Genomic DNA, 7,143 nt, shown 5'->3' with positions numbered 1-7,143 from the left:
GCCGGTTGTTGGTGGCGCCGACCAGCAGGCTCGCAGAGGTCGGATCGTACGCGCCGCTGGCGACGGCCTCGACGCCGGTGAAGCGCCAGGCGATGGCGCCGGCGGCGAGATCCCAGGCCCAGACGCCGGCCGTGCCGCGCGGCATGAAGAGGCGGCCGCCGCCGCAGACCGGGAACGCCTCGACGGGGACCATGCCCCGCCAGGTCGAGGTGCCGCCGTTGGTGTCTGGGCCGTCGCTCCAGAGCCACGTCCAGGGGCCGACGGGGGTGGCGTCGTTCGCGCCGGTCCGGGCCGCGTTGCCGCCGTGCTGGTGCCAGGTCGTCGTCGACGTCTGGGCCAGCGGGGCCTGCGCTGTGCTGGCAAAGGCGGATGAGGGGGCCACGCGCGCGGCGTCCACGACCGCGTCGAGCACGGACGGACGGCCACCTCGCTCAGCAGTCGAGACGCCGGAGCCACCCGCGTCCCCATGGAGCGCGCCGCCGACGTGCAGCCCCGCGCCCACCGTTCCGGCTACCAGTCCCACCAGCGCCTGCCGGCGCGTGATGCGCGAAGCGAGGCGCGATACCGCACCGAAGGTTCGGGGTGATCGCGTCATGCACGCCTCCGATCACGCATGCTGCTTGCTGGAACGAATGGCGTCGCCCTCCGGGAGACTGGCTGCTGCACGATGCTGGCAATGTGCCGACATTGCGGGTTGGACTCGAAGCCACAAAAGACGGTGATACGTCACATCCTGGAGCGCCGAGACACGATGCGCCGCCGTATTCTGTCCACGATCTATCTCACTAGTGTGTGACCGCTCGATGACGGACGTGTTTCGAAACGGTTCAAAATCTGAGCCATCCTACACGAGCCCGGGCGGTCGATCCAGGGATTGCAGCGTTTCTGATAGGTGGGACTGCCCAAAACTTGCCGAAGAGTGCGCCTCAGAATGGTGCGGTGGATGGTCCCGGTGTGCAGCCGCCGGCTGGAGGCCTCGCCGGCCGGCCCGGGGCGGGTGGTGAGGCGCCGAGCGGCTGCTGCCACAACCGCAGGCAGCAGAACGGTGATGGATCTTCATCCAAACTCAGGACCACCGCTCATGACTCGATATCCGATAGACTGTCCGTACTACGTTCCGTGCACATGGGGAGCGACACAGCCATGCTACGCCGTGTCACACGTTGGTCGCTCATCCTGCTGCTCGGCGTACTGATTGGCCTGGGCGCGCGGCTGCATCGCGCGCCGATCGATCTCAACGAATCGCCGTTCGTTCCCGAGGCGTTGGCGCAGTGGCTCGACCGAGATGACGTGGCGTATCCCGCGCATGCGATGCTGGCCAGGGTGCTGGATTGGACCCATGCTGATCCGGCGGCGGTTGCGTTGCAGTGGCTCAAAGCCGCTTCACACGCCCGTACGGAGGCGGAAGCGGATCGGGCGGACGCTGGCGTCAACGCGGCGCGGCTCAAAAGCGCCAACAGCGCGGCATTCACGGAAAAGGTCTGCCGGTTCCTCAAGCCCGATGAGAGTTTTCAGCGCGGAGGGCTGGACTGTCTGCCATCGATGCAGCGGGGTCCATCCAGTTAGCCCGCCATGGTGGGCAGAGCCTGACACGAGAGGTGTGCAAGCAAACGGAACGATGTTCGTCACGCGGTCTTAGAAAGACGGCGCAGGGCGATGGGACAACTGTTGATGCCGTGATGCGGCCTGTGCGCGGTGGCGCAATGTGCAGTGGCGCAAAGCAGAGGTATGTGGAACGCTGACGACGATGACGCTGGCGACGCGGCTGCCAGCGCCTGGCTCCTGCTGCTGCGAGACGGGACACCGGCCCAGAGACAGCATGCGCGGGTGGCGCTGGCTGGCATCTTCGAGCGGCGCGACATGCTGGCCGAGTCGATTGCGCTGCTTGAGGCGAACATCCAGGCGGGCGCCGTCAACGCCGACCATCTCCGATGGCTGGCGCGCCTCTACCGCGACCACGGCGACGTGCTCGGCGCGCTCCAGGCGGCGGCCGCCGCCAACAGCCTGCTGCTGGCCGACGGCCTGGTCCCTGCCTCCCCACGACTGCCCGAGGAGCCGGCCAGCGCGTCCGCGCCGGCGGCCCGGCCAGCGCCGGACCGCGCGCTGGCGCAGGCCCCCGCCCGTGCACTCAGCCGTGCCGTCACCAGCGCCCCTGCCCATGCGGTCACCAGCGCCCCCGCCCGCCGACCCCGGCGATGGCCGCGCATCTCGGCGCTCACCCTGGCCGGGGTCGGGTTGGGGCTGCTGGCGATCGGCATCACCGTGCTGGCTCAGCAGCGTGTGCCCCGCGCCCTGAGCGCGATGCCGCCCGTTTCACTGGCCGTGCCGACGCCGTCGCCGGCCGCCCCCGAGGCCGAGCAGACGCTGCTGGGCGAGTCGAGTGTGCTGACCCGACGCTTCTCGCTGGCCGGCGGCGTGTACGCCCTGGACTGGATCGCGTATCGCGGCCAGCATGGCGGCGGGGCCTTTGTCGTCCTGCTCACCGATGCCGAGTCGGGCGTACGGGTGGGCGAGCTGGTTCGCACAGTCGTGCCGCCTGATGAGCGCTTTCTGGAGCAGGTCACGCCGGCGCAGCGCATCCCGCCCGGGCGCTACGTCCTGGAAGTCGAAGCGCCCGGCAACTGGGTCGTGACGGTGTCGCCGCGCCCCCATTGACGATAGCTGGCCGGCGGACAGGCGCCCGGAGCGACGGCGTCCGCGGCGACTGACGCGGCTGGCTCAGCGCGCGGCGACCGTCATCGTGCGCGTTTGCTTGCCAGAACGATCTGTGCTCGTTTCGCTCACCGTGCGTGCACGATCGCGCGCACAGACGCGGTGTATGCCAAATACCTTGCAATGCTTGTGCTCTACGCACGGCCTTTCTGTTACCCTCACCCCTCGAGCAATCCCGTGCCGCATACCTTGAGCGTTTCTCTCGAGCAGACGCTCTGGGGAGTGCGCTGTAGACGGCCCCCCAGGCCGTGAACCTGCGAGCGTATCGCTGGTGCATCAAGTCTCAAAAGACCGGCGAGCGGGAGCATATGTAGGCGGGAACCGCTCAGCGATTCACCACATCATCGTGCATCGCCATGGATGGCAGTCAGCGTACAGAAAAGCCGGCCAGCGTTCTGGCTTGTGCTCAAGTCCCCCGGAGGACGATGGTGGCGCAATTGAGTCAGGCTCGTAGCTATCGACGTGCATTCGCGCTGCTGATATTTGGCGCTATTTTCGTCCTGGCGTTCGGTCGTCCGGAGCATTCGGCGTCCGCCGCCACTGGCGCACCCACCAGGATCGAGGAGGTCCGCCAGGTTGGCGCCACGGCAACCCCGACTCCCATCTCTGGCACGACCGTTGACAGCACCAGCGCCCAGATCACGTTCACGGGCTGGTGGCCGACCCAGACCAATGCCACGGTCATCGGCGGCTCCGAGCGCGTCGGCGAGTTTGGCGGGGACGCGGCAGCCTTCACGTTCACCGGCACCTCGATCACCCTGGTTTACCGCCAGGACACCAACCGTGGGCAGGCCCAGATCAGCATCGACGGCGCGGTGGTGGGGACGCTCGACCAGTATGGCACGGCCCAGTCGCAGAAGACCGTGACCTACAACGTCGCCTCCGGCACGCACACCGTGCGCGTGGTGGTGCAGCGTGCGAAGCAAACAGCATCGACGGCGTACTTCGTCGGCGTCGATGCCTTCGTGGTCGGTGGCGGAGTTGCAGCCACAGCCACCGCGACGGCCACCCGCACGCCGACGTCGCCCCCGGCAGCCACGGCCACGGCCACCCGCACGCCGACGTCGCCCCCGGCAGCCACGGCCACCCGCACGCCGACGTCGCCCCCGGCGGCCACGGCCACGGCCACCCGCACGCCGACGCGCACACCGCTCCCCACCAATACCGCGGCGCCGACCGCGACGTCAGGACCGGGTACGACCGTTGACAGCACCAGCGCCCAGATCACATTCACGGGCTGGTGGCCGACCCAGAACGACACGGCGGCCATCGGCGGCTCGGAGCGCGTCGGCGAGTTCGCCGGGGACGCGGCAGCCTTCACGTTCACCGGCACCTCGGTGACCCTGGTTTACCGCCAGGACACCAACCGTGGGCAGGCCCAGATCAGCATCGACGGCGCGGTGGTGGGGACGCTCGACCAGTACGGCACGGCCCAGTCGCAGAAGACCGTGACCTACAACGTCGCCTCCGGTTCACACACGATTCGGATTGTGCTCAGCCGCGCCAAGCAGACGGCGTCGACCGCGTACTTCGTGGGCGTGGACGCGTTCATCGTGGGAACTGCGCCCGGCCCCACCTCCACCCCCACGCTCACACCGACCGTCACTCGCACACCTGCGGTGACGCTGACGAGCACGCCGGTGCCCAGCGCCACCGTCACGCCCACGTCGGTGCCCTCGAGCGGCCGACGCATCAACGTGCCGCGCTTCAGCGGATCGTTCGTGCCGGGGCAAGCCGCCGTGTTCTGGTACGGCCGGGTGACCCCGTCCGAGAACTACACCGACGTGCGAATCAGCTACTCCTCGACGGATCTCTGGGTCCAGGCCAACGTCATGGACATGCATCTGCGCTACGATCCGTCTGGCCAGACCAGCCGCCTCGAGGAGTACGACTCGGTCGGCGTGACGATTACCGCGCCGACCGGCACCTACCGGTTCGTCTCCGAGCTCAGCTGGTTCGAGGCGCGGACGAACTATCAGCGCTCCAGCCCGGCCGTCCCGTTCACGACGACGGCTGGCTGGCGTGGCAATGCGCCCAACGGCGCGTTCAGCAGCACGGTGGACGACCGTGGCTGGGTTGCCACCTTCCAGATCCCCTTCTCAAGCCTCGGGATCTCAGCGCCCGCCGATGGCACGGTCTGGCCGCTCGTGGTCACGACCTTCGACCGTGATGATGACGCCGGCGCGCAGCGCTCGCAGGCGTCCTGGTCCGGCGAGGCGCGCTTCGGCCTGCCGACCTACACCGCGCCGACGACGGCGGCCGGCACCGTCTCGATCCGCCAGACGACCGGCGGCCCCTCCGTCCCCGATGTGGCAGTTGGCGGCGGCGCCGATTGTGGCGGCGCCGCGGACCCGGTCTACTTCGACCAGTGGGGGAGCTTCAACTACGCCGGCCGCACCGACATGAATGTGCAGAACCAGTCAGATATCGGCGACTGGCCCTGCTTCTCGAAGTACTATGTGACGTTCCCGCTCGGGTCGGTGCCCGCCGGTAAGCGCATTGTCTCGGCTCGGCTCGTCCTGCACCAGTTTGGCGGGTCCGGATCGACATCCGACACCCTCTACCCCTCGGTGATCGAGGTCTCGACGACGGACCAGGGGTGGAGCGAGTCAACGCTCACCTGGAACACGGCCCCGCTCGCGCGTGAGAACGTCTCGCGGGCCGTCGTCCCGGTCTTCAAGGACACCATCGTCTGGCCCGGCGTCGAGCGAACCTGGGACGTCAGTGCGGCGGTCGCATCGGCCTATGCGTCGGGGTCGCCGCTCGCCCTGGTGCTCTACTCGCCCGACGAACCGTACCACTCGGGGAAGTACTTCGTGACATCCAACACGGGCGACTGGAACAGCGCCGGCCGCCCGACGCTCGAGATCACCTGGGGCAACTGAACCCGGTCCAACCTGAGAACCGCGGGCTGCCATCGCCTGAACGACCTCATCCCCGAACCCCTCTCCGTGCCGGAGAGGGGTTCGGGGGTGAGGTCGCCTCGGAGCCGTGGCCTGGAGATTCCACCGTCGCGTTGGTGCAGGCCACCCGGGTTCAGGCCACCCGTCGCCGACGGCGCTCGGTGGTCGCGGCTGGCTGCCCGAGCGGCGTCAGCGGTCCCTCGGCCAGCGCCCGCCTCGCCACCACCGCCACGATGGGCGCGAGCGACGGCGCGTCCAGCTCAACGGTCCAGCCGCCCGCCTCCCGCAGCGGTTCGACCAGTTCGCCGGGGCCGGCAAACAGCAGCGGCTCGCCGCCGCGCAACCCGGGCAGGAGCGCCGCCAGCCGCGCTGCCTGAGCGGCCGTCCGCAGGAGGCAGACCAGGATGCCGCTGCCCGTATCCTGGCCCACCGGACGCACCAGCAGGTCGGGCGACACGACGCCGCCTTCCCAGGCGCGCGGCTCTGGCTCCCGCCGCACGGCCCAGCCCGGCTCGGACGCCTGCCCCGGGCCGATACCTTCCCAGATGGCCGCGTCGTCCCAACCCCGCGGCGCGTCCCAGCCGTCACCGACCCACGGTTCTCGCTCGGGGTGGGGCGTCAGGGCCGCCAGCGTCTCACCGCTCAGCTTCAGGCGTCCGCGCCGGCCACGGATCAGCACCGTGGCTGAGCCATCCTCGACCTGTGCGCCGCAGCGGTCCAGCAGACGCGCCACGAAGCGGGCGACCCGCCGCCCCTGCCGCGCCAACGACCCGAACGCGTCCGGCTGACCGCGCATGGCGATCCGCCCCCCGCCGCTCTCCGCCACCAGATCGACCTCGACCCGGTCGATCTCCGCCAGGGCGCGCAGTCGATCCAGGCTGCCGGCCCCGGGCCGCGCCAGCGTCAGCTCGACGCGCTCGCTGTGGATCAGCAGGGCCGCCACCGCCGACCGACGGTATTCGGCCAGGACGTCGGCCGGGCGCGGACGCTGGCCGAGGCGGGTCAGGATGGCGTGCTCGGGCGCGTCGAGCGCCGCCAGTCGATCGAGCTGGCCCGGCCGCAGCCCGAATCGGCCCTCCATCTGCGAGAAGACCTGTTGTCGTCGGACGCCGTCCAGGAACCCCGCACGGTCCTCGTTGGCGGCGTCCCAGAGGAGCACCCGCAGCGCCCCCGGCCCCAGCACGCCGGCCCGCTGGAGCTTGCTCCAGGCCGTCCGCGAGACGACCTCCTCCAGCAGCGGCGTCCGGTACCGATAGGTTCGCCCGATGCTGGCAACCATCCCGCGCGCCACCTTGTAGTCGCCGAAGAAGTGGACCAGCGCTTCCGGATCGAGCGCGCGCCGCTGCTCGCCCACCATCGTCTCGAAATACTGGAGGGCCACGTCGATGTTGGCAAGGATCGCCCGATCCTTCATCAGGCGGGGGTAGATCTGTGGATCGCCGTCGCCAGCTCGCCGCGCGGTGAACCGGACGTCTTTGGCCGAGAGAGGCATGATGGCTCCGTGGGTCGTGGGTCGTGGGTCGTGGGT

5 protein-coding genes are annotated in these 7,143 nt (G+C 69.6%); 3 read left to right on the top strand and 2 right to left on the bottom strand.

All coding sequences use genetic code 11. From position 1 onward, the window contains the following. On the bottom strand, positions 1–595 hold a 595-nt coding region (locus IT306_22655; protein MCC7371235.1), incomplete at its 3' end, for a hypothetical protein. Between the two features lie 548 nt (positions 596–1,143). On the opposite strand from IT306_22655, the gene IT306_22650 reads away from it, so the two are divergent. The 3 genes from IT306_22650 (at position 1,144) to IT306_22640 (ending at position 5,597) form a co-directional block, all read left to right on the top strand. Then, complete coding sequence (locus IT306_22650) at positions 1,144–1,566, top strand: hypothetical protein (protein MCC7371234.1); 423 nt, start codon at positions 1,144–1,146, stop codon at positions 1,564–1,566. Between the two features lie 162 nt (positions 1,567–1,728). Next, positions 1,729–2,655 carry a hypothetical protein gene (locus IT306_22645; GenBank protein ID MCC7371233.1) on the top strand — a complete coding sequence of 309 codons (927 nt, stop codon included), beginning with the start codon at positions 1,729–1,731 and terminating at the stop codon, positions 2,653–2,655. 482 nt (positions 2,656–3,137) lie between these two features. After that, a complete protein-coding gene (locus tag IT306_22640; GenBank protein MCC7371232.1) occupies positions 3,138–5,597 on the top strand; it encodes a DNRLRE domain-containing protein in 2,460 nt (819 codons plus the stop codon). A 151-nt stretch (positions 5,598–5,748) separates the two neighbouring features. Here IT306_22640 and IT306_22635 read toward each other — a convergent pair whose 3' ends face one another. Further along, entirely contained in the window at positions 5,749–7,107 is a 1,359-nt protein-coding gene (locus tag IT306_22635; GenBank protein MCC7371231.1) for a DUF790 family protein, read from the bottom strand. Positions 7,108–7,143 lie beyond the last annotated feature (36 nt).

This window comes from Chloroflexota bacterium (genome assembly GCA_020850535.1).
In the GTDB taxonomy this organism is placed as follows: domain Bacteria; phylum Chloroflexota; class UBA6077; order UBA6077; family JACCZL01; genus JADZEM01.
The sequence above is the reverse complement of the archived record's forward strand: the minus strand, read 5'-3'. Positions and strand labels throughout refer to the sequence as shown.